The sequence below is a fragment of the Lewinella sp. LCG006 genome (genome assembly GCF_040784935.1).
GTDB lineage: Bacteria > Bacteroidota > Bacteroidia > Chitinophagales > Saprospiraceae > Lewinella.
Genome location: NZ_CP160680.1, coordinates 4,725,484 through 4,750,942 on the forward strand (window position 1 = coordinate 4,725,484; position 25,459 = coordinate 4,750,942).

13 protein-coding genes are annotated in these 25,459 nt (G+C 49.5%); 8 read left to right on the forward strand and 5 right to left on the reverse strand.

The features are described from left to right. The first annotated feature begins 52 nt into the window (after positions 1 to 52). Complete coding sequence (locus AB0L18_RS17015) at positions 53 to 2,908, forward strand: T9SS type A sorting domain-containing protein (RefSeq protein ID WP_367388508.1); 2,856 nt, start codon at positions 53 to 55, stop codon at positions 2,906 to 2,908. A gap of 150 nt (positions 2,909 to 3,058) precedes the next feature. After that, the gene (locus tag AB0L18_RS17020; protein WP_367388509.1) at positions 3,059 to 3,568 is read left to right on the forward strand and encodes a DOMON domain-containing protein; all 510 of its coding nucleotides are present in this window, start codon (positions 3,059 to 3,061) and stop codon (positions 3,566 to 3,568) included. A 372-nt stretch (positions 3,569 to 3,940) separates the two neighbouring features. Here the strand turns inward: AB0L18_RS17020 and crtD are convergent, their stop codons facing one another. Both crtD and AB0L18_RS17030 read right to left on the reverse strand, forming a co-directional pair. Continuing rightward, positions 3,941 to 5,404, reverse strand: coding sequence for a 1-hydroxycarotenoid 3,4-desaturase CrtD (gene crtD, locus AB0L18_RS17025; RefSeq protein WP_367388510.1), 1,464 nt, complete (start codon positions 5,402 to 5,404; stop codon positions 3,941 to 3,943). Between the two features lie 70 nt (positions 5,405 to 5,474). Further along, positions 5,475 to 6,824, reverse strand: a complete 1,350-nt coding sequence (locus AB0L18_RS17030) for a hypothetical protein (protein ID WP_367388511.1) — start codon at positions 6,822 to 6,824, stop codon at positions 5,475 to 5,477. A gap of 218 nt (positions 6,825 to 7,042) precedes the next feature. Between AB0L18_RS17030 and AB0L18_RS17035 the strand changes: the two genes are divergently transcribed. The 5 genes from AB0L18_RS17035 to AB0L18_RS17055 all read left to right on the forward strand — a co-directional run bounded on the left by AB0L18_RS17035 (position 7,043) and on the right by AB0L18_RS17055 (position 16,073). After that, entirely contained in the window at positions 7,043 to 8,506 is a 1,464-nt protein-coding gene (locus tag AB0L18_RS17035) for a sensor histidine kinase (RefSeq protein WP_367388512.1), read from the forward strand. Between the two features lie 3 nt (positions 8,507 to 8,509). After that, positions 8,510 to 9,217 carry a response regulator transcription factor gene (locus AB0L18_RS17040; protein WP_367388513.1) on the forward strand — a complete coding sequence of 236 codons (708 nt, stop codon included), beginning with the start codon at positions 8,510 to 8,512 and terminating at the stop codon, positions 9,215 to 9,217. Positions 9,218 to 9,509: 292 nt separating this feature from the next. Beyond that, positions 9,510 to 11,111, forward strand: a complete 1,602-nt coding sequence (locus AB0L18_RS17045) for a DUF6770 family protein (RefSeq protein ID WP_367388514.1) — start codon at positions 9,510 to 9,512, stop codon at positions 11,109 to 11,111. Positions 11,112 to 11,182: 71 nt separating this feature from the next. Beyond that, positions 11,183 to 14,230, forward strand: coding sequence for an aminotransferase class III-fold pyridoxal phosphate-dependent enzyme (locus AB0L18_RS17050; RefSeq protein ID WP_367388515.1), 3,048 nt, complete (start codon positions 11,183 to 11,185; stop codon positions 14,228 to 14,230). A gap of 175 nt (positions 14,231 to 14,405) precedes the next feature. Then, positions 14,406 to 16,073, forward strand: coding sequence for an IS1182 family transposase (locus AB0L18_RS17055; protein WP_367388502.1), 1,668 nt, complete (start codon positions 14,406 to 14,408; stop codon positions 16,071 to 16,073). Positions 16,074 to 16,786: 713 nt separating this feature from the next. Here the strand turns inward: AB0L18_RS17055 and AB0L18_RS17060 are convergent. Beyond that, the gene (locus AB0L18_RS17060; RefSeq protein ID WP_367388516.1) at positions 16,787 to 18,322 is read right to left on the reverse strand and encodes a T9SS type A sorting domain-containing protein; all 1,536 of its coding nucleotides are present in this window, start codon (positions 18,320 to 18,322) and stop codon (positions 16,787 to 16,789) included. 769 nt (positions 18,323 to 19,091) lie between these two features. Here AB0L18_RS17060 and AB0L18_RS17065 point away from each other — a divergent pair. Then, on the forward strand, positions 19,092 to 22,409 hold the full coding sequence (locus tag AB0L18_RS17065; protein WP_367388517.1) for a T9SS type A sorting domain-containing protein: 3,318 nt from the start codon (positions 19,092 to 19,094) through the stop codon (positions 22,407 to 22,409). Positions 22,410 to 22,674: 265 nt separating this feature from the next. On the opposite strand, the gene AB0L18_RS17070 is transcribed toward AB0L18_RS17065, so the two are convergent. Both AB0L18_RS17070 and AB0L18_RS17075 read right to left on the reverse strand, forming a co-directional pair. Then, entirely contained in the window at positions 22,675 to 23,142 is a 468-nt protein-coding gene (locus AB0L18_RS17070) for a DinB family protein (protein ID WP_367388518.1), read from the reverse strand. Positions 23,143 to 23,377: 235 nt separating this feature from the next. Next, a complete protein-coding gene (locus AB0L18_RS17075) occupies positions 23,378 to 25,459 on the reverse strand; it encodes an ATP-binding protein (protein ID WP_367388519.1) in 2,082 nt (693 codons plus the stop codon).

The window sequence follows — 25,459 nt, forward strand, 5'->3', positions numbered from 1 at the left end:
AGAGTATAGGAGTGGCACCTTTGTAGAGAACAAAAACAAATCCTTGTGAGCTATGAAAAATAAGTTGAACAAATACGTGCTTTTGCTGCTGCCTTTCCTGTTTTTAGGAACCTTCCTTAAGGGGCAGGGATGGGAGCGAATTTATTTCCCTCCTGGAGGGGGAGCAGACTATTCCTACTCTGCGGCCAACCAGGTTTTTCTGGAAGATGATGGCAGTTACTTGTTTGCTGCCTCGGTACAAAATGAACCGAAATTTCTGTTTACCGACAGCGACGGTATTATCACCAATCTTGTTGATGTGCCTTTCGGGGGTGGCGGGATTATTCGGAGTACCGATGGTAATTTTGTTTACGGTGCACGCTTGGGAGGTTCTCCCCCTCCTGAGGAAGACGTTCTGATCCGGAAATTTGATGCGACGGGTGCCATCCTATGGACCTACCGCCCACCAGGGTATCTGTTTGGCAACGAAACCGTCACGGACTTACTGCAAAGTACAGATGGCGACTACGTCTATGTAGGGGCACAGGGTAGTACCTCCAATGGTGATGTGCATCCTTACATCGCTAAAATAACAGAGGCTGGAAATGTCCTTTGGAAAACGGTGGGGCCTACTTTGCCCGAGAACAATATTTATGATTACTCGGTATTAGAAACGGCAGATGGTGGCTTCTTTTCGATAGCATCTTCCAACTGGTTTACCGTCAATAATCCGATCATAACGAATGCCAGAAAGGTAGATGTAAATGGAAATGTTCTGTGGATGGGCACCTTGGACACGGATGTTCAAGTAAAGCATGCCGTTAATGCCGCAGATGGCAACATCGTTTTGCTGGGGCGGAATATGGACTATGACTATGTTTTGCTTAAGATCGACGATATGGGGAATACGATTTGGCAACAAGTACTTCCAGCGGCTGATTACCCCTTTGGTTATACGACTTCCTTGATACTGACGAGTGATAATGGTTTTGCCTTTTTGGGCAATACCCAGGTCGCAGAAGAAGATATTTACCTCGTAAAAACCGATGAAAATGGCAACGTCCAGTGGCAGCAATCCTACGGTGGCGCATTTGGTGACAATGGCCTGGACCTCAAGCAGACGCCCGACGGCGGCTATATCATTGCGGGTGGCGCCAACCGCATGGGCGAAGACCAAAGTTTGTACATCATCAAAACCGATGAGCTGGGGAGTTCCCTGGCCAACTTTATCTACGGGCAGGTAAAATATGATCTCGACGAAGACTGTATCGCTACTTCCGCTGAGCAAGGCTTGGAAAACTGGATCGTTGCCGCAGCGGGGAGCACTGGCACTTTCTACGCGGCAGCGGATGCGGAAGGCCAATACCGAATAGAAGTTACGCCCGACGATTACGAAGTGTCGCTCACGGTGGCTAATGATTACTGGACGAGCTGCGCCAACGATGTAATGGTAACGGTGGTAGATAGTAGCGAGGTAGACTTTGCGGTACAGAGCATTGAGCAGTGCCCACTGATGGAAGTACAGGTCAATAACTACGGTTTTCGCTTGTGCGAGCAGTCGACAATCAATGTCTTTTGTGCTAATCAAGGGACGGAACTGGCCGAAGATGTCTACGTCGAGGTTACGCTGGCGGATAGTTTGACCTTACTGAGTGCCACCGTGCCTTATACCCTCATTGGCGGGAATACCTATTCTTTTGAGGTCGGTGATATGGACTTTTTGACCTCGACAACCTTCTCCATTGCGGTGCAGGTAGGTTGTTCGATTGAATTACTGGGGCAATCCCTCTGTGTAGAAGCGCTCATTTTTCCTGATACAAGCTGCTTGCCGGTCAATCCGTTGTGGTCAGGTGCCAGCATCGAGTTGTCAGCTGCTTGCAATGGCAATGAGGTAGAGCTGAAGATAGAAAATGTTGGCGAAGCAGCCATGCTGGAAGCGCTGCAATACACGGTAATCGAAGACCATGTAATCATGTTGCAGGGACAACCCTACGGGCCATTGGAACCAGGAGAGTCGGTTGTAATTCCTCGGGTTGCCGACGGGAGCTTCTACCGAATAGAGAGCCCACAAGTCGCTAACCATCCCGGAATGTCGATGCCCAGTGCCTTCATTGAAGCTTGCGGAACGGGAGAGAATGGAGAAGTAAGCCTGGGCTATGTGAACCAATACCCCGTTGATGATGAAGATTATTTTGTGGCCCTGACTTGCACAGAAGTCCTGGCAGCCTATGATCCCAACATCAAGCAGGCTTACCCCATCGGCTATGATATCGATCATTTTGTGAAACCGAATACCGATATTGATTACGTGATCAAGTTCCAGAATACTGGAACGGCGCAAGCCAACCAGGTCATCATTGTAGACCGCCTTTCGGAGCATCTTGACCCTGCGACGATCAAGCCCGGCAATAGCAGTCACCCTTACGACTTTGAGCTACTCGGCGAAGGGATTGCTCGCTTCACGTTCAACAATATCGCCTTGCCCGACAGTACTACCAATGAGCCCGCCTCTCACGGTTACGTAAGGTTCTCGATTGAGCAACAGAAAGATTTGCCGATGGATACGCGGATCGAAAATTCAGCGGCCATCTATTTTGATTTCAACCCGGCGATCATTACCAACACCACTTTCCATACCATCGGTGAAGGTTTCATCATGGTAGAAGTGGGAGAGGTGTTGTCGCCTTTAGCAGCCGTCAAAGCCTACCCGAATCCGTTCACGACCATGACAACCCTTGAGGTAGTAGGCGAAGATCTTGGGCTACTGCAGCTCGTCCTCTTCGATGCCACGGGTAAGCTGGTACGTAAAGAGCAGTTTACGGGTAGCAAGCACCAGCTAGATCGTAAAAACCTGCTGGGGGGTATTTACTTCTATCAGATTAGCAACAATAAAGGGGTGCTAAACACTGGAAAATTAATAGTTCATTGATCAATGAACCTGGGTTCGCTTTAACAAAATCATTTGTTAATAATTGTGCGTTTGGGATACTGTACCTGCTACAGTATCCTAAACGCTTTTCTTTGGCACAGTTTTGGTTTTACAAGAGGTAAACACTATAAATTATTCAAAGAACCTCTTATGAAATCAATTTTGATGTACGCAGCACTGTTGTTACTTGCTCTTGGAAGCCTATCTGCGGTACCTTCTCCCTCTGCCAACTACTTCGTGATTGAAGGCATGCAAGTAGAATGGGCCTACGAAGGTGATTTACTGACGTTCAAGTTGCACTCTCCTTACCAGGGTTGGGTCGGACTGGGCTTCAATACCAGTAATGATGTCGTGAATTCCAATCTGGTAATGGGGGCTGTAGCCGAAACGGGCACTGAGATGGAGGAGTTTTTCGTGGTAGGTTTTGGCAACCCTCAGCCCGTGAAAAGCCTGGGAGGACAAGTGGCTGTGAAGAACTATCAGGGTGCAGAAGATGCCAAGGGAACTTCTTTTCAGTTTTCCATTGATACCAGCATTCAGGACGACTTTCATTACGACCTCACTGAAGGGCAAAAAGTGTGGCTCATCTGCTCCTACAGTATGGAAGACGATTTTGGCCATCATTCTATCATGCGGCGGCATTTAGAGATCAGTCTTTAATTTGGTTGGAATTGTGTAAAGGTGTAACGGCTTGGTTAGGGCTTTTGTGGTTAAAAATAAACTGTTTACGGCCAATATTGTTAGGTTGAAAAACTTGCAATATGGGCCTTTACGCGAAATCGGTGTGGATATTTACCCTTGCATTTTTAGCCTTTGCCCTGGTGTTTTTGTTTCCGTCTCCAGTCTTGATCGGAGTGATGCTCATCTTCGTTTCTTGCCTCGCCATTGTACAAACCTGGGTGATATTACGAGATGATACTACCGAGTGAGATATAACGCTATGTGACTATGTGATAAAAAACTATCTGCCTATGATGTGGTAAGAAATCACCTACCCCAAAATGCGCCTTCTTTCCTGTGTAGTTTAGCGTTTTAGTGGCTATCCATTACCATCTCACTCATAATCTTGGCAGAGAGCAGACACAGCGGAATCCCCCCACCAGGATGCACGCTACCGCCCACAAAAAACAGGTTGCTGATCCGGTGACTAAAGTTGGGGTGCCGCATAAACGCCGCCATTTTGCTGTTGGAGCTGGTACCGTAAAGTGAGCCGAGGTGGGAACCAGTTTTGGTTTGGATAACCGGCGGCGTCATGATCCATTCTTCCTCGATGAGGGGTTCGATATCTTCCCCGAGGATGTTGTTGATTTTAGCGATGGTGCGTTGTCTGGTTTGCTGTTGGAGCAGCTCCCAATCCTGGCCCGCATCACAGGGCGCGTTGATCATGACAAACCAGTTCTCGCAGCCCTCGGGGGCATCGCCGGGAACGAGGTGGCTGGTTTTGTTGATATAAACCGTAGGGTCTTCGTACATCTCTCCTCTTTCCATGGCCGCAAATTCGGCGGGATAATCTTCACTAAAGAGGATGTTGTGGCAGTTGAGCTCTGGAAAGGTCTTTTTGATACCCCAGTAAAAAATGAGGGCGGAAGTCGATTTTTGTTGCGCCAGGATACGCTCTGGTTGCCGTTGCTGCGGGAGCAATTCGCGATAAGTAAAGAACACGTCCATGTTGCTGACTACCTGGTCAAAAGGCTGCTCTTTGTCGCCGCTACGTACGCCAGTAGCTGCACCATTGTCTACCAGTATTTCGTCCACTTTCGTGTTAAAATGAAACTTCACCCCCTGGCGGCGCGCCAATTCGTAGACGGACTGACTGATGCTGTACATCCCCCCCTCCGGCAAAAACGCCCCAAAATGATGTTCAAAATGAGGGATGATCGTCAACAAACCGGGTGCTTTGTAGGGATTAGAGCCGTTGTAGGTCGCAAAACGGTTGAAGAGCTGCACCAGTTTAGGGTGCTGTAATTCCCGCCGGTGTACCGCATCCATCGACCGGAACAAGTCCAGTTGAGGAATTTTGAGCATGGCTTTCAGCACCTCCAAATTAGTCCAGGTACTCAGTTTGTGCAGACTCTTTTCCAAGAAGGTGCGGCCTGAGATTTGGTACTTACGTTCTGCATCGGAAAGCATTTGCAGCACACGACTCGCTGGGATATCCAGTACATTTTCTACCTCTTCTGCGAACTCTTCCTTGGCGGCGTGCGCGTGAATGCGGGTGCCATCTTCCCAGAAATAATGGCAGACGACGGGCAGTCGCTCGTAGGAAAAATAATCCTTGGGGTTTTCGCCCGCCAGTTCAAAAAGCTCGTCGACATACTGCGGCATGGTAAACAAAGAAGGCCCCAAATCAAAACGATAATCGCCCAAGGAAAATTCAGAAAGCTTTCCTCCGGGCCCCTCCGCCGCCTCAAAAACTTCTACTTGGTGTCCCTGAACAGCCAACCTTACGGCGGCGGCGAGTCCGGCGATCCCGGCTCCAATGATAGCAGTACGCAAAAGCTATTTGTTTTGATGAATGATGTATAGCTTAACAAAAGTAAGGGGGAGAGGTTTAGGGAGCACCTCATCAAGGTAAAATATTAATCGTCAGAATTTCATAACTCTCCTCGGTACGAATCATGACTTGTATCAACCCCGGAAGGGGAGTGGCAATGGTGTGGGTGAAGGTTTGCTCTCCCGCAGAAAGCTCCCCAGCAAACACCTGTGCCAGACGGCGACCCTCGATGCTGTACAGGGTAATGTCTACCTTTTGGGCTTTGGGGAGCTGAAAACGGATCTGTAGTTCTTGCTGCGTTGGATTGGGGAAAACGAGTGCTTTAAGTGGTTGCTTTGGCGGTGTATTCAGACTGGTATTCGTAACCTCTTCCGAGGTCATTTTGTAAATACGTTGCCCAATGGCATAACCTACCGTGCCTCCTGAAGCACTGGGGAGCAGCCGGATTTTATTGACAAACCCGCCAATGTTACGGGCAGCCCAGGATGCTCCGCCGTCCTGTGTTTCGTAGCCGCCGTTGTCGGTGCCTATCCAGCCGGTGTTGTCATCAATGAAGCCAATGCCAAATTCTTTTTGACTGTTATTCGTGAAGGGCATTTCTTCCCAGTTTATGCCGCCGTCCAGGGTTTTGGCAATATAGCGGTCAGCGTAATTTGGGGCATAATTGAGTAAGGTGACGTAAGCCGTCGACGCTGAAGGAAAGGCCGCCTTCCAGCAAAGTTCAAAGGTTCGCTGCCCAGTGTAAACCGGAGTCCAGGTAAGGCCGCCGTCGGTGGTACGAATGATTCGGGCTCGCGAAAGTTCGATGTTGCTACTGGTGCCGCCAAAAATGTAACCCTTTTCGGGGCTGGAGAAATAAATATCGGTAATCATCTGGATGTGAATAGCGAGGGAGGAACTCTGCCAGGTTTGGCCTCCATCGGAAGAGCGCATCCATAAGGCTGGGCCGCCCACTCTTCCTGCTGCTACGATGTGTTGATCATCAATGATCTGGATGGCACATAAGCCAGTGGGGGTTGGACCCGTAATTTGTGCCGAAGGTACGGGCTCCCAGTTGTCTCCACCGTCGCTAGTTTGATAGAGTGGTGTGAAGTCCGATACGCCGGGGAAATAATTGGGGCCAATATTGCCTAAAAATCCGTTGAGGCTGTCCCGGAAACCGATGCAGCGAAAATAGCTGCCAGCTTGATTCAACTGTTGGGTCCAGCTCGCTCCGCCGTCGTTCGTACGATACACGCGCCCGGAGCCATTGACCGACCAACCCAGTTGCTCATTGACAAAGAAAACATCGTCCTGCTTCTGGCCATTTTGGGGTGAATTGCTTAATAATTCCCAATCGAATTGGGCTTCTAAAGCTGGGATGGCAACAAGCATTCCCGCAAACAAACAAATGATGAATGGAAGTAATCGGAAGGATTTCATAGTAAAGGTTTATGTAAGAATGATTGTGCTTACAAACCTATGCTCCTTCTCTTAATGAGGTTTAGAAAGGAAAATGAAACTTCCTTAAAGAAAACTAAAAGTGATTGCGCGCGTCGACAAACCCAATTATCTTTAGGCCATACCCGGCAATAAGCAACGGGTATTTCCCCTTCGGGACTACCAAAAGGGCCTGTAGTTGCCCGTATCCATTCTTACAAATGAAATTTGGATTAGTACTTGCATTGATGGGCATTTCTACGCTGGCACTTATGGGTGTGCAGGTCTATTGGCTGAAGGAGCAATACCAACAGCAGCAACACGCGCTGTATCGGGATGCCCAAAAAGGGATCGGTGCCCTTAATCAGGAGTTGAATCGTCGCAACTCTTTTGTTTCCCAACTTCAAGACCAAAATACCTACGATTTTCAGACCTGGAGTGCCGATTCTTCCCGCCTTTTTATTTTTGCGAGCAACGTTTCGGATCAGCTTCCTCATCCAGATACCACATTGCAATTAAAGCGCAAGAAAGAGGCGCAAGCATTGGCCGATCAGGTGTTGCAAAGCACTTCTACTGCTCCGGGGATATTTGAAACGATCCTCCTTCGTTCGGTGCAGCAGTGCTCCACGTGCGAGCCAGATCAATCCTTGGGAGACCGCTATCCAATCGACCAGTTATTGGCGGAGAAACTGAAGGAAGAGGGAGTTCATTTACCTTTTGTTGCGGGCTTATACCAGCAAGGTACGAGCGTGTGGAAACACCTGTATCCGACGAGTTCAGCAGTGGATACGATGCGCCTGGCGGCGTCTCCTCTGAACCTGCTATTGATGGGGCAGGAAGAGGCCTTGTACGTGTATTTTCCTGGGCAGCGCGTGTGGATTTTTAAGCAACTTTGGCTTCAGCTCCTGGTCTCGGTGTTATTGGTGATGATCATCTTTGGGAGTTTCTACTATGCCTGGCGCATCATTAATCGGCAGAAGAAATTGTCGGAAATGAAGAATGATTTCATCAATAATATGACGCATGAGTTCAAGACGCCCATCGCTACCATTGCCTTCGCAGTAGCCAATATCAACAATGAGCAGATCATAGCCGATCCCGATTTAGTCCGGCAGTTTACCGGGATCATCAAAAATGAAAACCAACGGCTGAACAGTCAGGTAGAGAAGGTAATGAATGCTGCTCTGACGGATGAAAAAGCCCTGGCACTGAATTGGGAGGCGACTGCTCTGTATCCGTTGTTCAGCACTCTGGCCGCAGCGGCCAAGCTCCGGATTGAGGAGAATGGCGGGCATTTGCAGCTGGAGATCAATGATATTAAAGGCGTAACCTGGTTGACCGACCCCTTCCATTTAGCCAATGTAATAAACAACCTTCTTGATAACGCCATAAAATACGCTGGGGCAGCGCCACCAAATGTTTTACTAAAGGCCACCTGCCAGCAGGAGGAGTTGCACATTGCCATCAAGGATAGCGGCATCGGCATCAGCAAAGAAGATTTACCCATGGTATTCGATAAATTCTACCGGGCACCTACCGGAGATTTGCATAACGTCAAAGGCTTCGGCTTGGGGCTGAGCTACGTAGAGGAAATTATTCGTCGCTTGGGTGGATCAGTAAACGTCAAAAGCGTACTCGGTAAAGGAAGTGTTTTCTCGGTTGTCGTACCCCAAAAACAAGCATAGACCATGATTAAAGCCCGTATTTTAGTCGCCGAAGATGATCCCAATTTTGGTCTGGTAATGAAGAGCTATCTGAGCTTGCAACAATACGATGTTACGCTTTGCGAAGACGGGAATAAGGCCCTGAGTGTTCTACAGCATCAGGATTTTGATCTTTGTATCCTCGATGTGATGATGCCTTTTTGTGATGGCTTCACCGTCGCTCAGCGTATTCAAAAAAGCGGGCGAAAGATGCCGGTTGTTTTCCTGACGGCCAAAGCATTGAAGGAAGATCAGATCAAAGGCTATCGACTCGGAGCTATCGATTATTTGATCAAACCTTTTGATCCCGATATTCTGCTGCTAAAAGTTCAAGCCATCTTGCGCCTCCCTGGTGGTGAGGAAGATCCTACTATCCAGTACCGTATAGGCCCTTTTGTTTTTAACCCCCATCTACGCCAGCTCCGGAATGACGAGACACAGTGGAAGCTCAGCCCCAAAGAAAATAGTTTATTAGAGCTGCTTTGTCAAAAAAAAGGAACAGTACTCCTCCGTGAAGAAGCTTTACTCAAAATATGGGGGGAAGAGAGTTTCTTTACGGGGCAAAGTATGAATGTATACATCACCAAATTGCGCAATTATTTTCGGACCGCCAGCGAGCATCCGGTGAGCATTGAAAATCTTCACAGCAAAGGCTTTATGCTCACCCCCGCTGCGGAAGCAGAAGAAGGATAGCGGCGATGCGCAAGTGCTTTAATGACGGCTTTTTTTAAATCCATTGAATAGAAAACGGACATCACCAAAACTAATGGTTCTTGACACTATCTCCTAGCAGAAAATGGTAGGATTCACGAGCATTTGAATAAATTACTGTTTCCTTACAGTAAGGTATTCCAGGCAAGCAAATTGTGTTTTTGTAAAACAAGTGCCTATTTTTGAGCTGAAATTGATGGACCTTACTTGTTTCTAAACACTTGTCAGGACTAACGCTTTCATTTATCTCTCAACTCAAAGAAAGCTCTCTGTGATGAATAAAATATTACCGACTTTTTGCGTGCTCTTCCTACTGATTGCATTTATTCCCCAATTAGTAGCACAAAACCTCACCATTCCAGGCATTTCCGAGATCACCAGTGGCAATGTTGGCTATATCCAAAAAGAGAACAAAACCGAAGCTTATTACTTCTTGTCTATAACCGGAGAGCGTACCAGCAAGGACGATGAGCTGATGGATCACTTGCTCACTATTGTAGATGTAAATCTTCACCCCATATTGCATTACTCCATTCGCCTTGGTGAGAAATCTTTCATCAAAGGTATTGCCCAACAGGATGACCATTTCGGAATCGTTTTTGCCGACGAAGAGGAAGAGCGACAATGGCTGGAAATCCTTGATAGAGCAGGCAATAAGCTAAGATCTACTGAACTGGTCTTTCCAAACTATAACGAAAATAAAATACCCGAGGATCATCATCTTACCGAACAAGCACCAATTGCGGGAGTTATGGGTGGGTTCATCGTTCATCAGCATACGGCACCCAACTTCCGAATCAAAGGCTGGCGCGAACATCAGGTGCTTTTCTTCTCACTGGAAGATCCCGCCAAGGATTGGGCCAGTAGCAAAACCCAGTTAGAGGACCGCGATTATTGGGGAGGCCATTTATGGTCCAACGATACCTTGGTGTTGAGTAATCAAATAGGTCAAGGATTCAATAGGATAGGGAATTACACAGTAATACAATCGCAAGTACTCGCGCATGATTTGCGAACAGGTGAGCTACTATTCACCTATAACATACGGAGTGCAAACGAAGCCCCTCGTTTGGCCTGGGCTACCGATGATGGTTTTGCAGTGGTAGGTCTAGTCTATGGTGGGGAGAACAAAGCACAGTTGGTCTCGAACAGCTACAGCGTATACGAAGCTCGTTTCAACACCACAGGCCGTCATTTGAAGACTTATACGATGGACTACTATCGAGATCTACCAGCACTGATTGGTAAAGAGATTCAGGACGAAAAAGCAGGTATAGAGGGAATTGGCTATTTGTACTTTCACCAAATTAATCGCTTGCCCAATGGTCAGCTCATTTTGAACTTGGAGAGCTTTGATCTCGAGTTCAGAGGCCATATCAATGATGGCTTGGTTTGCATTATGGAGAGCGATTTAACCCTCAAGTCTGTCGAACGGATTCCCAAAAAGCCCCACGGTGTTTTTTACAATATAAATGCGCGGAAGATAGAGTATAGAATGACGACTCATCCAACTTCTTGGGAGAAACCGTATGCTATTGACCATGGACATGGTAATTATCTAGTTCCTTCAAAAGTCAAAAAGATTAATGAACCTTTTGAACCGGTACCAAGGCTATCAAATAAATATTTCGATTTCATTTTTCAAACCATTGATGACACAGGAGTCGTCACCTTTTCCTACTTCGATCAGGAAAAAACAGATGAGTCGAAAACCAATATTCGATTAGTTTCTTTAGCGAACGAAGAATTCTCCGAGCAGGAAATCGCCCTCCCTCACGGCGAGCGGAAATACTTTATCTGGCCCAATACCGGTGGGAGGATTACCGTACTCACCCAGAATAAAAAAGAAAACACCCTTGAAGTAGTCGTCATATGATTGGGATAGATTAGCTTCCTCTACATTCCCTACCTTTGCCTCCTTCTACTCCAACGAATGTCTAGTAAGCTATGGCCAAAACTTTACCTGCGGGTTTCTTTCGTGATATTGGGGAAATTACAACCCTGGTAAAAAACCACTACGGGCTCACCGTCACGGCCCGCCCCCTCGCCGGTGAAGTCGATCTCAACTTCTACCTCCAGACCCCGGCGGGGGAGGAGTATACCCTCAAAATCAGCCGCCCCGGGGAGTCACGGGCCACGCTGGAGTTTCAGGCCGCCATCTTGGAGCATCTCAGCAGGCAAACCCTCCCTTGGCCAGTGCCACGGATGGTTCCCAGTCTATCCGGCAAGTACCTGCTGGAAATGAAGGACAAAGAGGGCCGCGTCCACTTCGTCCGCTTGCAATCCTGGGTCAGCGGTCGCTTGTTAGACGAGATCAATCCCCGCAGCCCGGAACTGCTCCAGCAATGGGGAGCTGCCTGCGGTCACCTGAATCTTGCCCTGGCGGATTTCGATCATCCAGAGGCACACCGTTTCTACAAGTGGGACCCTAGTCAGACCTTGTTCTCCCGGCAACATCTGCCCCTTTTTGCTACCCCGGCGCAGCAAGAGATCGCCAACTACTTTTGGGATCGGTTCGAAAAAATCGTCCAACCCCAATTGACCTCCCTTCGCACCACCGTCAATTACAATGATGCCCACGAGCTGAACCTTCTGGTCAACGACGAAGGCGAAAGCCCCACCATCTGCGGTGTGATCGACTTTGGGGATGCACTCCATACGCAGCTCGTCAACGAATTGGCCATCGCCTGCGCCTACGGCGTGATGGGCTTACCCGACCCGCTCACCGCAGCTTGCCAACTCACTCGAGGTTTTCACCAAATACGGCCACTCACTGAGGCGGAGGTGGCAGTGCTTTTCGAGATGATAGCGGCCCGTTTGCTCATCACAGTGGCTTCGGCGGCCCACAACCAGCAGGCCGAACCAGATAATGAATACCTACAAGTCAGTGAGCAACCCGCCTGGGAGCTGTTGCAGAAATGGCGGAAGATCTCCCCAGCTCAAGCCCATTACCGTCTGCGGGAAGCTTGCGGCTGGGAGCCCGTCCCGCAGCGCAAAGCTTTCGATCAGTGGTTAGCCACCCAGCCAGCTATTGCTCCCGTCATGCCCTGGACGGACAAGCCTACCATTCCCCTGGACTTGGGGGTGGGGAGCCTGGATTTAGGCAATAACGAGAATTTTCTGACCATCCAGCCTTTCGCTAAAACCGTTGATCGGATGCTGGCCGAAGCGGAGGCAGATTTTGGCGTCGGCGGTTACGGTGAGATACGCCCATTTTATACTACCGATGCCTACCAGGTCATGGGCAATGCTGGTGCCCAGTGGCGTACCGTTCACCTGGGGCTGGATGTGTGGGGTGTTGCCGAAACACCGGTCTTTGCGCCCTTGGCGGGAACGGTTGTTAGCGCTGCCGACAATGCGGGTGAGCGCGATTATGGGCCCACTATTATTCTCCAACACGAGGTTGCTCCCTCGCTCACGTTTTATACCCTTTATGGCCACCTCAGCCGTTCGTCGCTGACCAATATTGAAGTCGGACAGACGGTAGCTGCGGGCCAGCAAATCGCTACCATTGGCCCAGCGCCCGAGAATGGCAACTGGCCTCCACATCTCCACTTTCAGATCATCCTCGACCTGCTGGACAATACGCAGGATTTTCCCGGCGTCGCTTACCCCGACGAAAGGGCTACCTGGCTCAGCAATTGCCCCGACCCTGGGTTGTTCTATCCCGAACTGCCCCAGCTACCGCAAGCTCCGCTAACGGTCAAAGAGCTACTCTCCATTCGCCAGCAAAAGTTGGGCCGCAGCCTCAGCATTTCTTATCAAGAGCCTCTGCACATCGTGCGCGGCTTCGGGGCTTACCTCTACGATACGGATGCCCGCCGCTACCTCGATACCGTCAACAATGTGGCACATGTCGGGCATGAGCACCCCAAAGTTGTGCGTGCTGCCCAGCGCCAGCAGGCGGTCCTCAACACCAATACCCGCTACCTGCACCCCAATCTGGTGCAGTTTGCCGAAGAGCTGGTTGCTACCATGCCCGAGGGCTTATCGGTGGTGCATTTCGTCAATTCGGGCAGCGAAGCCAACGAGCTCGCCCTGCGCATGGCCAAAATCTGGGCGGGCCAGCAGGATATGATCGCCCTGGAGATTGGTTACCATGGCAATACCGGGGCCTGCATTGATATCAGCAGTTATAAGTTTGCTGGCAAAGGCGGTCGGGGGGCGCCTCCCCACACGCACATTGTGCCCTTGCCGGATACTTTCCGGGGCCGCTACCGTGATCCCCACACGGCGGGCCAGCTTTACGCCAGCCACGTTCAAGAGGCCATTGAGCGGGTACAATCCCAGGGACGCAATATCGCCGGGTTCATCGCCGAGAGCATCGTCAGTTGCGGCGGGCAGATCGTTTTGCCACTGGGCTATCTGCCCGCAGCTTACCAGATGGTACGCGCCGCTGGCGGCTTGTGCATCGCCGACGAGGTCCAGGTTGGCTTCGGTAGGGTAGGGCAGCACTTTTGGGGCTTTGAGCTACAAGGCGTGGTGCCCGATATCGTCACGTTGGGCAAACCCATCGGCAATGGTCATCCTTTGGCGGCAGTGGTTACCACGCCGGCGGTCGCCGACGCCTTCGCCAACGGCATGGAGTTCTTCAATACTTTTGGGGGCAACCCCGTGTCCTGCGCCATTGGTCGTGCCGTCTTGGAGGTCATCAAGACCGAAAACCTACAGGCCAATGCCCAGCAAGTAGGCCACTATCTACGCCAGGGTTTGCTCGCCTTGCAACAGGAATTCCCCATCATCGGCGACGTTCGCGGCCCCGGCTTCTTCCAGGGCATCGAGCTGATCACCGATCCCGAAAGGTTGACGCCTGCTGCTGCACAAGCCAACTATCTCGCCAATCGTATGCGCCAGCGCGGCATCCTCATGAGCACCGACGGCCCTTTACATAACGTTCTCAAAATCAAGCCGCCCATGTGCTTCTCGCAAGAGAATGCGGATTTTCTTTTAGCGAATATGCACTTCGTCCTTAAAGAAAACAAGATGCAGGTGTAAATGGATGGTTAGGGGCCCTGCCTTCGTCCTGGCGGTCCTGGGCACCAGGCTGTCTGTCCCTGCGGTCCGCCCATCCTTGGTCCTTGTGGGGTTGTGTAAAAAGCGCCAAATAGAAAAAGATATGAGCAGAGTGTTTTAACTTTAAGTTGAAGCCAAAAAGAAAAGCCCCCTGCTCATGTCAACAAAGATAACACAAAGAGAGAATATTCGCTTTAAAGCTTACACCCAAGACATTGTAATAGATCTTCCTTTACGGATCGAAGAGCTGGTAAAAGACAATGTTTTGGCGCAGATCATTAATAAGGTAATACAAGAAATAGAGATCAAAGAGTTGGAATGTTACTACAGTGGTATAGGTCGGCCTCCTTATCATCCTCGGATGTTACTTAAGGTATGGATTTATGGTTATTGTACCAAGGTGTATACGAGTCGTCCCTTAGCGAAGAAGTTAGGCGAAGATTTGGTTTTCATGTGGCTGTCTGGTGGTCAGCGTCCTTGTTTTAAAACACTGAGTGAATTTCGCTCCTGTCGAATGCAGGACTTGGTAGATACAGTCTTGAGCCAAGTGTTATTTTATTTGGTAGAGCAGGGCTATGTCAACTTGAGTGACTTGTATGTAGATGGCAGCAAGTGGGCTGCAAATGCCAATAAACATAAAATTGTCTGGCGCAAGAACACGGAACGCTATAAGGCCATGGTATTAGAGCGTATAGATAGCCTGCTAGAAGAGGTGCGGGAGTTGCAGCAAGCGGAGGATAATATTTATGGGACTAAGGATTTACTCCAGCGTCAAGAGGCCGAACAAATTTATCTGGTCTTGAACAGTGAAGACTTAGAGAGGCAGCTTCGTTACCTCAATGAAATTATAGCAGAACAAGGAGACAAAAAACGAAAACAATCTTTGGAAAGAATCCATCGTCATTTGTCAAAAGAACAAGTCAACTTAGATAAATACGAAGAGCAGGAATTGATCCTGGCGGGTCGTAACTCTTATTCTAAGACGGACGAAGATGCCACAGCCCTGCGCATGAAAGATGATCAATTGTTGCCTGGGTACAATATACAGATTACGACATCGGATCAATTTATTGTCAATGCTACGGTTCATCAGGGTGCTTCTGACAGCCCTACTTTGCCCCCTCATGTCCTACAACTAGAACAACGGGTGAGTGGACTGGTAGAATCGGATTGGAAGATGGATTATACGGCAGATGCCGGTTATGGCAGTGAAGAGAATTATAGTTTTTTAGCAGAAAAAGGCCATACGGCTTATGTGAAGTATCCGCTGTGGTACCAGGAAGTTACCGGCAAACTGGACAAACAACTTTTTAATACCACCAATTGGTATTATGATCCAGATCAGGATTATTACCAATGCCCCAATGAGAAGAAACTATTGTTCAGCCATGAGTTCACAAGTAAGAGCAACAATGGATATGAAAGTAGAACACGGGTTTATGAATCAGAAAGCTGTGCCCAATGTCCTTTTTATGAACAATGCCGAGGCCCAAATGCTAAACCGGGTACTCATCGAAGGGTGAAAAAGAGGGAGAAATTGGAGGCTTTTAAAAAAGAGGTCAAACAACGACTGGCATCAGAAAAAGGCTTAGAGAAACGATCCCAACGTGGTATCGATGTGGAAACGCCCTTTGCCAATATAAAACACAATATGGGACATCGTCGGTTCCTTCTCCGAGGCATCGACAAAGTCAATGTTGAGTTCCAGTTCCTAGCAATAGCTCACAATCTTAAGAAGGTTTATTGCCTTCAGACAGGGATCTGGGAGGATCACTATGTCCAAAGAGCAGCAAGAAGTGCTACTAAACACAAAAAAAGAGCTTAAAAACTCTTTTTTTGAACCTAAAAGGAAAAAATGCTAGTGAGAACTCTAAGGGAGGACTCACCAGCAGTGTTTTTCAAACAAAACAAGAAACGTCAGCCATCAGCCGATCAAAAGCCTGTTAAGCAACTTGAGGGCTTTTTACACAACCCCCTCGCGCTTCAGGCTTCGCATTGCGCGCCAAATCTCTACGGGCCACGGCCCGCCCATTTACCCGCTGGCGGGGTCAACTCGGAGAGTTGGGGATGGATACCGCTTGGGTGGAGGTGGCCGCAGGGGCAGAGGTGGGGTCTCCACTAGCACGATAGGTTCGTGAGACCCGGTTAGAGTTGCTCCGCTCCCCAACCGTATGATCGCACTCTACGGTTGGGACACTTCTCGACCAAAATCAGGAGAGGGATCAAGTAAAAACACCTCGGAGAGGTGGAATATTGGTAGAAAAGAATGAATAAACAAGGAAACGACCTCGGATGAGCCCGTCTGGCCAAGGCTTGCCGGACAGGGTCGCACAAGAGTAAATACCATCTTCCCTTTTGATTTTTTCTACCAGGTGATCCAATAGGAATTGATATTCTACCTCCTCCGAGGTCGTTTTAACGCTTAATAAACATCGTTCTACCAATATTTGACCTCTACTGAGGTCAAGACACATATAATGTGTCCCAACCGTAGATCGCACTGGTACGATCAGCTCTCCGCAAACCCAAAGAACAAACCTACTCCACCATCACCTTCCCCAGCAGCACCTTGCCCTCGCGGCTGCGGGCGCGTACGAGGTACATGCCCGGCGTCCACTGTGCACAATCGATGAGTGCCGGACTGGCGGTTAAGGTTTGTTGTAGCATACGTTGCCCATTGGTGGTGAATACCTCTATGGCTAGCGGGTAGGGGCTAGGCCCGTCTTCGAGCCAGCGGAGTTGGAAGAACCCCTTGGCTGGATTGGGGAAGAGGTGCAGGGTGGCTTGCGTGGGCAATTCCACGGGCTGGTCGGTATCTACGACGGTGGTGCCCATGATTTGAAATAGGCCACAGTCGGGCTCCAGGCAGCCGGTGCTGTCGAGCTTGACGAGCCAGATGTTGGGGTTGTTGATGTAAGGGTCGTAATTGGGGAAGCTGTCCTGCAAGAGGCCAGTAAGGACGATACCCCCATCGGGTGCTTCCACCACATCGGTAAAGTAATGCTGATTGAAGGGGAAGCGGACATCGGCGATATAACGCTGCCAGCGCAGCTCTCCCTGGGGGCTCATGCGGAAGACCCAGCCGCCGGTGCCCAGGTCGAGGTCATCGAGCACTACCGATCCGGCGGCAATGATATCGCCATTGGCGGCTTTGGTCATGCCCTTGATGTAGCGAAAGCGCTCGTTGTCAAAATCGTACTGCCGGAGGCTGTCGCCGTCTTCATTCATCCACCGGATCAGTGGCGGATAGCTAAAGGTATCGACCCATGGAATGGCCAAATCCTGCACCCAATTGAAGACAATGGAGCTGTCATCCATGAGCAGTAGGTCAGCATTGTCTGCGCCCCAGCCATCCCGCGAAGCAGCGGGCAACTCGCGGGTCCATATTTCCTGCCCGGCAGTATCGAGGCGGGTAGCGAAAAAGCGGTAAGGAGGGCGTAGGTTACATAGTGCCGGAGAGGGGCACATGGCGTAGGTGACCAAATAATCGTTGCTGGGTAGACGGAGGTGGTCAAGGTGCTGGTAAGAACCTTCAATATGATATAGATCTCGTTCCCAAATAATATTTCCTTCCGGAGTTATTTTTATAACCCAAGGGGTAAAACGATTTTCTCCTGGCAGTACCCTTCCCCCTAACAAGAGCATGTTGTTCTGATCATCGGCCTTGATCAACTTTTCGCCAATGTCAAAAAACGCTTCTTCGTAGATTCTGGTGAAGATGGAATCTCCGGTGAGCGGATCAAATTTAATTAAACCAACATCTAAATCGGTAGTGGGAGAATAAACACTTAAAACAAGATAGTGGTTAAGGGAATCTAGCGCAAAGTAGGAACCCGCGAGACTAGGGAAGACACTAAATTCGTTATTGGAAAATTCTTTGGTGAAGATTTCTTGCCCAAGAGCATCATAAAGCTGCCAAACGGTGCAAGCTGCACCAGGAGGATAAGGACAGGTTTGTAAACTTACCACAGCAAAGCCGTTGCCAAAGTTTTCTATTTGTGCACCCACTTCCGCTGTGCCTCCAATATCAATACTACGATAAAAAGTAGTTTGCCCTTTTGCACTAATATTCATTAGAGAGCAGCTTAGGAGCAAATAGAATAAGATGTAGTTATTTTTGACTTTCATCTCTTGTTTTATTAGGGTATAAAATATGCTTGCCGCCAGCGTGTAAGCTCTGGCGGCAAGCAGGTAGATTTTTATCTGGCTAGCACAGGGAAAAATCTATGATTAGATAGTTATTGCTGGATAACCAGCCGCTGGGTATGCAGTATCTCGTCCACTTTTTCCACGCGCAGGATAAAGATACCATTGGGTAGCCCGGTGATGTCTGTGAAAAGGGGGAGTTGGGTAGGGAGGCTTTTTTAGGTAAATAAGAGAGAAAAGCAATGCGCGCTAGCAACGGTGTTTTCTTGTTTTTTAAAATTAAGGTTAATAAAATAATAAATCAAGCGTTTTAGAATAATAAAATTAAATTTAACATTCAGTTATTGTTTCGCAGTGCGCAAGACGTAGCCTGAAGCCCGCCGCACCCCGAGCCTTCTTGAGAGCAGGACAAGGACGACGGAGGAGAGTTGCTCCCTAGAGCAGGGTTTCATACCCTGCACTCCGTAGAGCAGGGGGTCATACCCTGCACGAAGGAGCAACGGACAGCCCGGTATCGATTCTTCTGCTGCGTAAGGCAGGGTTGTATACCCTGCTCTACTGCAATTTCCGTTCCCCAAAAGACAAATTCCCTTTTGGGTAGTGAAGACCCACCACAATTCTTTAGCTTCGCATTCGTAACCAGCTTCAGCCAGGTACCTCCCGACACCACACATTATCAATTATATCCGTTTACTACATGACTAAGACTAGTATGGTCTTGCTGTTAGCAGGACTTTTGTGGGCTGATTTTGCCCTCGCTCAAAACAACGCTTCAGCCCATAAAATTGACGCGACCGTCGAGCAGACGTACGCAGAATACCTGGGGCACATTCCAGCAGTCAGAACCCTCATTCCAGTGCCTGCTACTGATCCAGAACGCCGGAAAATGGGCAAAAAACCACGTTCAGTCCCCAAGAATTTCCAGGGGCGCGGCAAGCAAGAGGTAGTTTTTCCCGAGCGACAATTCATCGGCCCCGATCCTGTTCGCCAAACCAGCATCACAGGAGGGGGTAATTTTGCGGAGCCGCTGGTAAATATCAATGGTCTTTTTACGGGCTCTTCCCCACACGATCCTTCTGGCGATGTTGGCCGCAACCATTACTTGCAGGCAGTCAATGCGACCCAGCTGGGCGTTTACGATAAGGAAGGAAACATCATCACTTCTTTTGCCGCCAATACCATTTGGAGCAGCATTGGCTTCTCTTCGGCGGGTGACCCCATCGTTCTTTACGACCAAGAAGCGGAGCGCTGGCTGATCACCGAGTTTCCTAATGGCAACCGTCTGCTGGTGGCTATCTCCGCTACCGATGATCCGCTAGGGGAGTGGGATGCTTTTAGCTTCTCGACGCCCAGTTTTCCGGATTATCCTAAATATGGTATCTGGGGCAACGCCTACTCCGTGACCACCAACGAAGGCGGAACCGGTACGCTACACGCCTATTTTATCGATCGCCAGGCTATTCTGGATGTTGCGGCTATGGTACCTATTCAGCGTATTGGTCTGCCGGGTACCAGCAATACAGAATCGGGCTTTACGGTGGCGACACCGGTAGATTGGACGGGCCCCGACCAACCCAGCGACGAGCCATTGATTGTCACTCTAAACGATTCCTCCTGGAGCGGCAACGAAGAAGATGCCATTGAGGTGTACAGCATCAAACTCAACTGGGAAGACCCTGACCTCACCGAGGTGACCAACACCAGTGTGGTGACTGCTCCTTACGATGCCTACGCTTGTGCGGCCCCGGGCTTTGGTTTTGCTTGTATCCCGCAGCTAGGTGGGAACGGTATCGACGGTATCCCGGAGGTAATCATGAACCAAACCATCTACCGCAATTTCGGCGATTACGAAACCATGGTGATGAACTTCATGACGGATGTCGATGGGAATGAACTTTCGGGAATTCGCTGGACAGAAATACGCCGCTATCCCGGCGAAGATTGGGCGGTTTACCAGGAAGGTACCTGGGCTCCAGATGATGGCCTGCACCGCTTCATGGGAGGCATCGCCATGGACAGTGAAGGCAATATTGGGCTGGCCTACAACGTGAGTAGCGAAGATACCTACGTAGGTGTACGTTTCACTGGCCGCAGGGCTACGGACCCACTGGGAGAAATGACGTTTGAAGAATACAATGTGGTGGATGGACAAAGCACCATTAACTCCGGCAGTCGTTTTGGTGATTATGCCCACATGTCCATTGATCCGATCAATGACCGTACCTTCTGGTACACCACGGAGTACGCTGGTGCCAATGGTACGCGGACCCGCATTGTTGCGTTTGATCTGCGTAAAGATACGACCGACCTGGCGCCCGTGGAGCTGCTCAGTCCACTGTCGGCACCGGAGCTTACGGCAACGGAGATGATTCAAATGGAGGTCATCAACCAGGGGCTGGACACTTTAGAGAACTTTAGTGTTGGCTATGTCTTCAATGGCAATCCTGCCGTGATTGATACCTTGATGGTGACCCTCTTCCCTGACAGCACCTACGTGCATACTTTTGCTACCACGGAAGATCTGTCCATTATTGGTGATTACCCCTTCACTTTGTTTGTGCATACCGAAAGCGATGACCAGCCTCGGAATGATACTCTCGACGTGGTGGTGAGCCATTTGCCACGGTTTGATGTAGGTGTTACGAACATTACGACCAATGCGGAAGTGACCTGTGGCACTGAGTTTACCGTAGGTATCGTACTCAACAACCTTGGAACTGATACCTTGACCAGTGCGCTGGTTAGTCCGGTGTTAAATGGTACAGCATTGGATCCCATCATGTGGGAGGGGAGCCTGGCCAGTGGCGAGTTTGCTATTATCAATTTAGTGATCACGACCGCTATAGATGGGATGAATACCCTAAGCGTTGCGGCTGCGATGCCCAATGGTGGCCCCGACCAACGCCCTGAAAACGATGGTTTTAGCCGTGATTTTGATGTACTCCTCAACGGTATTCAGGCCATGTTGAATATCCTTACGGATGAATACCCCGCAGAAACCACCTGGGAATTGGCTACTGAAAACGGAGAAGTACTCTACGAGGGCGGCCCGTACGAAGGTCAGTTTACCCTGGTGACGGAAAGATTGTGTATTGATCCCGAAGCCTGTTACGTTTTTACAATGTATGACTCCTACGGCGATGGAATTTGCTGCGCTTACGGTGAAGGCAATTATGAAATTACCGACGAAGAAGGCTTACCTCTTTTGACAAGTACGGGCGAATTCGCTTTCGTAGAAACCAATAATTTCTGTGCCACCTTCACCTGTACCTTGGCTGGTGATGTGGAAGTAGCGCCTACCTCAGCACCCGGCGTAGAAGACGGGACAATTTTGGTGATCGCGTCTGACGGCGTAGGGCCATTTACCTACAGTGTTGATGGTGGTGCGAATTTCCAGGAAGAGAATTTCTTTACGGGCTTACCAGCGGGAGATTACGAAGTAGTGATTCTGGGCGCTGGAGATTGTGCCTATATGGAAACAGTGACCATCGCGAGTTGTACGCTGGAGTTCTCTACAGCCACCGTCATGGGCGAATCGGAAGTGGGCGCAAGTGACGGACAGATTGAAGTACTGGTCGTCAATGGTGTGCCTCCTTATACCTACCAGTTGGGCAACACCAACCAGGATCAGCCCTTGTTTGACAACCTCACTGCTGGCGAGTACACACTGACGATCCAGGATGCCCTGGGCTGTACCGTGGATGTGAACATCACCCTGGACGTCATTATTTCTACCGATAATTTGACCACCATTTCAGGAACACCCATCCTGGTGTACCCCAACCCAACAGAAGGCGTCTTCCAGATCGAACTCCCTGGCTTGGAGACCAATACCATCTTCCAACCCGTGCAGGTATACGACGGCAAAGGAAGCCTCCTGTATCAGTCGCAACTGACGCAGTACGATGGCCGCTACATTGGCTCGCTATCGCTCTATGCTTACCCGGATGGCGTGTACTTTGTGCGCTTTTTGGATGAAAGGGTAGCGCGTTTGGTGCGGATTGTGAAGCAGTAGGGGGGACAGGTTTCGCGGGTTTTAGCCCGCTGAATACTCGTCTCTGTGTGGACTATCCTGAATAGATGGCTATACCAAAACCTGCGGAACCTAATAATAAAGCCGCTGAAGGAGCATTTCTTCAGCGGCTTTATTAAATATCCTCTTTTTCAATTAGTTGGCATTGTAGTCTTAAAAAAAACGAATTCAGTATTCATTGTTTTTCAATTTGATCCAACGACATCTAATCAAACCTATAAATCTCCCTACCCTCTACCAATACCCCTCACCCCTCCAATAGCTTCTTCTGCAACACAATCTGCCCCAGGTGATAATACCCGTGCTCGATCATGGCGTCGATATTGCGTTCGTAGGTGCCGTATTCTACTCTGACGAAAGGTGCCTGGAGCTGTTCCTCCGTCAGTTGCTCGACTTTGAGGGCGAACTGTTCGGCGTTGTGCCAGACTTGGTTGAGTAATGCTTCCCAATCCTCTTGGGAGGTGATGGTGGGAGCATCAAAACTGAATTTGTCTCTGATGTCCAGTGAGCCGCCTTCCAGGACTTGCAACAAGCCTCCTACGTAGTAGTCCATGTGAAAAACAAGAAGGGCGATGGTGTTGAGTGGGCCTACTGGTGTAGTGGCCAGTTTCCAGTCCATTTCTGCTACCTCGGCTTTGAGGTTGGTTCTGGCGATCCAGTCGCCATTGAGGTATACTTCGCGGAATTGTTGGGCAAGTTGGGTGGGTGAAGCCATAGTCGTCTGTAATTTTACTGGGAAGATATCGGTTTTACCTCCTTTTTCAAAAATGGAGGGTAGTTTTTAGCGCAAATGCATCAAATTCAGAATGAACAAAAGGCTATCTAAATAAGGTAGGCGACAAACCCTATCTTGGTGAACTATAAAAGCAGTGAAAATCTGTTTGATCCGTTAGATCTGTGTGCTATCCTGTAGGTAGAGGCTCTGTAGTAAATACGTCTGTCTTAGGAATCTACGGCGTAAGCTCAGCAGCCACCACCGGCAAGTTCACCCTAAATACCGTCCCTTCTCCCAGTACCGTTTCGAAATCAATCGTCCCTTCCGCTTGCTCAACGATGGCTTTGCACATGGCGAGGCCCAGGCCCATACCAGAGGATTTGGTGGTGAAATTGGGTTGGAAAATTTTCGGCTGAATGTGCTGCGGGATGCCTGTGCCGTTATCCGTTATTGTCAATTGGTAAAAACCATCGGAAGAAGCTTCCAAACGAATAGCAATACGAGGTGCTTTTTGCTCATGCAGCGCCTGGTCGGCATTGCGAATCAGGTTGTTCAGTACCCTGAGTAATTGGTCCCTGTCGGCATGCACCCAGGTGGGCGTTTCGGGAAGTTCCAGCGTAAGCTGTCCGCTGGCCTTACCAGCCACGTGCAGGTCGTAGGCGGACTGAACCAGGGTACGCAGATCAAACGTGATTGCATTGGCCTCTGGCAGCCGCGCAAAACTGCTGAATTCCGTTGCGATAAGCGCCAAACCATCAATCTGCTCAATGATGGAACTGGCGACTCTTTTGCTCCATTCCCGCGCCCTTTCGGGATCTTCTTTCTCCAGTCGCAAAAGTTGTTGCAATTGAAGTTTCATAGGCGTAAGCGGATTCTTGATTTCGTGCGCCACCTGTTTGGCCATTTCCCGCCAGGCACTTTCTCGTTCGGTGGCGGCGAGCTTGGCTGCACTTTTGTCGAGATCGACAATCATTTGGTTGTAGTTGGCGACTAATTTTCCGATCTCATCTTCCCGCGACCATTGCAGGGGCTCGTTGTTTTGTAGTCGGGTGTCGCCCAGTTTTTTGCCGATTTGCACAATGGGGTCGCTGATGCTGTTGGCCAGAAATATACCCAAAGCGCCGGCAATCAGTAAAAGGAAGACGTATAGACTCAGCAGTTGCTCCAACCAGCTGCTCAAAAAAGCGGGCTCGTCTTTGAAAAAATCAACGGTAAACCATCCTACGAGCAGCAGTGCTACCAAAGCTAAAACAAAGAAAGACAACTGCACCCTTACTTTCAGCGAGCTGGGCCCGAAGAGGGGCAGTAGCCATTTTTCCAAAGGATAACCCAGCCACCAGGCAAAGCCACGCAGACAAAGGCAATAGGTAAGTCCGAAAAGGAAAAGTACCGAAGTGAGGGCCAATGGAGGGCGGAACCCTGCCACTTTTCTGCCAACGACGACGTAATCTTCCCCATTTTGTTGGCGATAGACCCAGTCGTTTCTTTCGCCAGTACTGTAGGCACTACCGGTTCCTGGCGGGATATTGAGCAATTTCTCCGATAATAATCCCGGTGCAGAAAAGGTAGAGAGGGTATCCCATTGAAACTCCAGGTGATATTGTCGGGTAGTGTCAGGGATACCATTTCGAGCGATATCCTGCGCAATGGTTTGATGGGTCTGTTGGTCAATCACCAAGCTGCGCTGGTAGGAAAAGGCAGCTATAAGGAAACTGATCAGGAGCAACCATACCAATAGCCAGGTCATACTTGTCCGTTCGTTTTCCAGGTAGATGTCGAGACTAAATAGATAGATGATCAGACTCAGAAAAAGCGGTAAAAAATGTAGCTCCAACCAAGGGAGATATGCCAATAAGGCGATGGAAAAGCCATAGCCCAGCAAGAGCAATAAACGAATACGTCGATCGGGGAAATACGCTTGTAAAAGTTGCATTTGGCGTAAGCTCATGAGCCAGCAACCAAGGGCTAGCGGCACCAGCGAAAGCATGCTCCCCCAAACGGTTAAAGGTAAATCAGTGAGGTGGAGAAAACCTCGCCAACCCATAGCCGAGCGGGTTAGGAGTTGGGTGGCAATGAGTACGGCTAGCAGCGAGCCTCCCGCTAGAAATCCTGGGAGTATTTGTGTCCCCATTTGTTGTAGGGGAGCAATAGGCTGATCGAGGCGAGGGATACTGCCTGAACCAAGGAAATGACCGAATACCCAAAACAACGCAGGGAGGTATTGACCAGTGAGCAGATAACTCCCAAGTGCTCCAAGTAGGATGATGGACCAGGATAAAAGGAACCGATTTGTTGCTGACCTCAAGGGAAGCCCCAT